Consider the following 951-nt stretch of genomic DNA (forward strand, 5'->3'; position numbering starts at 1 on the left):
TAGACTTCCGTCATAAATCAAAAAACGTACAATTTATTTGATCTTAAATTAATCAGCAAAATTATTTAATTCAAGAGATAATCCTTGGATGAAATTCAAAGATATTCAAAAATTATCAGACGTTAAGTTTCGTAGGCTTACCGGTGTTAGTTGGGCTACATTTAACCTCATGTTGGCCGAGCTAAATAAGCATTTACCTGGTCATATTGGTAAAGGACGACCGCATAAATTACCGTTGGAAGATCGTTTGCTCTTATGTATAGAATATTGGAGAGAATATCGAACATTTTTCCATCTTGGTATGAGTTACGGTGTATCTGAAACGAGTGCAATTCGTATCACACGTGTTATTGAAGATACCTTAATCCGTTCTGGAAAATTTAACTTGCCAAAACAACTTCCTAATCGAGATGAAGTGGATTGGGAAGTTGTTGTGATTGATGCAACTGAAATATTAGTTCAACGTCCAAAAAAAACAGAAGAAATGGTATAGCGGTAAAAAAAGGCGACATACCTTTAAATTTCAGCTATCTATGCACTATACAACAGGTGAAATACTGAGTGTATGTGGAAGTCATGGAAGCATGCATGATTTTAAAATATTTAAAAAAAGTATGAGGAAATTAAAATTTAAGCCCTTTTTTATTGTTGATAAGGGGTATTTAGGGATAAAAAAATTGGGTTTTGGATGCCTCATGCCATCTAAAGCAAAGAAAACTGAAAAACTAGATTCTGAATTAAAAAAGTTAAATAGAGAGATTGGTCGTAGACGAATTCAAGTAGAGCATGTATTTGGAAGGATGAAATGTTTTAAGATTTTATCTTGTGTATATAGAAATCGTCGTAAAAGATTAAACCTGCGGTTTAATTTACTTGCTGGCATATACAATTTAGATTGGGTGAAAGATAAACAATTAAATTGATTGAAAAATGATTTATGAAGGAAGTCTA

Annotated in this window: 1 protein-coding gene and 1 pseudogene; both read left to right on the forward strand. The window is 32.3% G+C overall.

The features are described 5' to 3' along the window. The first annotated feature begins 169 nt into the window (after window positions 1–169). Window positions 170–493 (forward strand): helix-turn-helix domain-containing protein, encoded by a 324-nt coding sequence (locus tag CDG59_RS14925; RefSeq protein ID WP_162622378.1) that lies wholly within the window; start codon window positions 170–172, stop codon window positions 491–493. 37 nt (window positions 494–530) lie between these two features. Further along, window positions 531–923 (forward strand): annotated as a pseudogene (locus tag CDG59_RS14930) (transposase family protein); the annotation flags it as partial. Between the last annotated feature and the right edge of the window lie 28 nt (window positions 924–951).

It is taken from the genome of Acinetobacter sp. WCHA29 (assembly GCF_002165335.1).
Lineage (GTDB): Bacteria > Pseudomonadota > Gammaproteobacteria > Pseudomonadales > Moraxellaceae > Acinetobacter.

Coding starts and splice junctions, on each gene's coding strand:
- CDG59_RS14925 (WP_162622378.1), top strand. CDS start 170: ATGTTGGCCGAGCTAAATAAGCATTTACCTGGTCATATTGGTAAAGGA.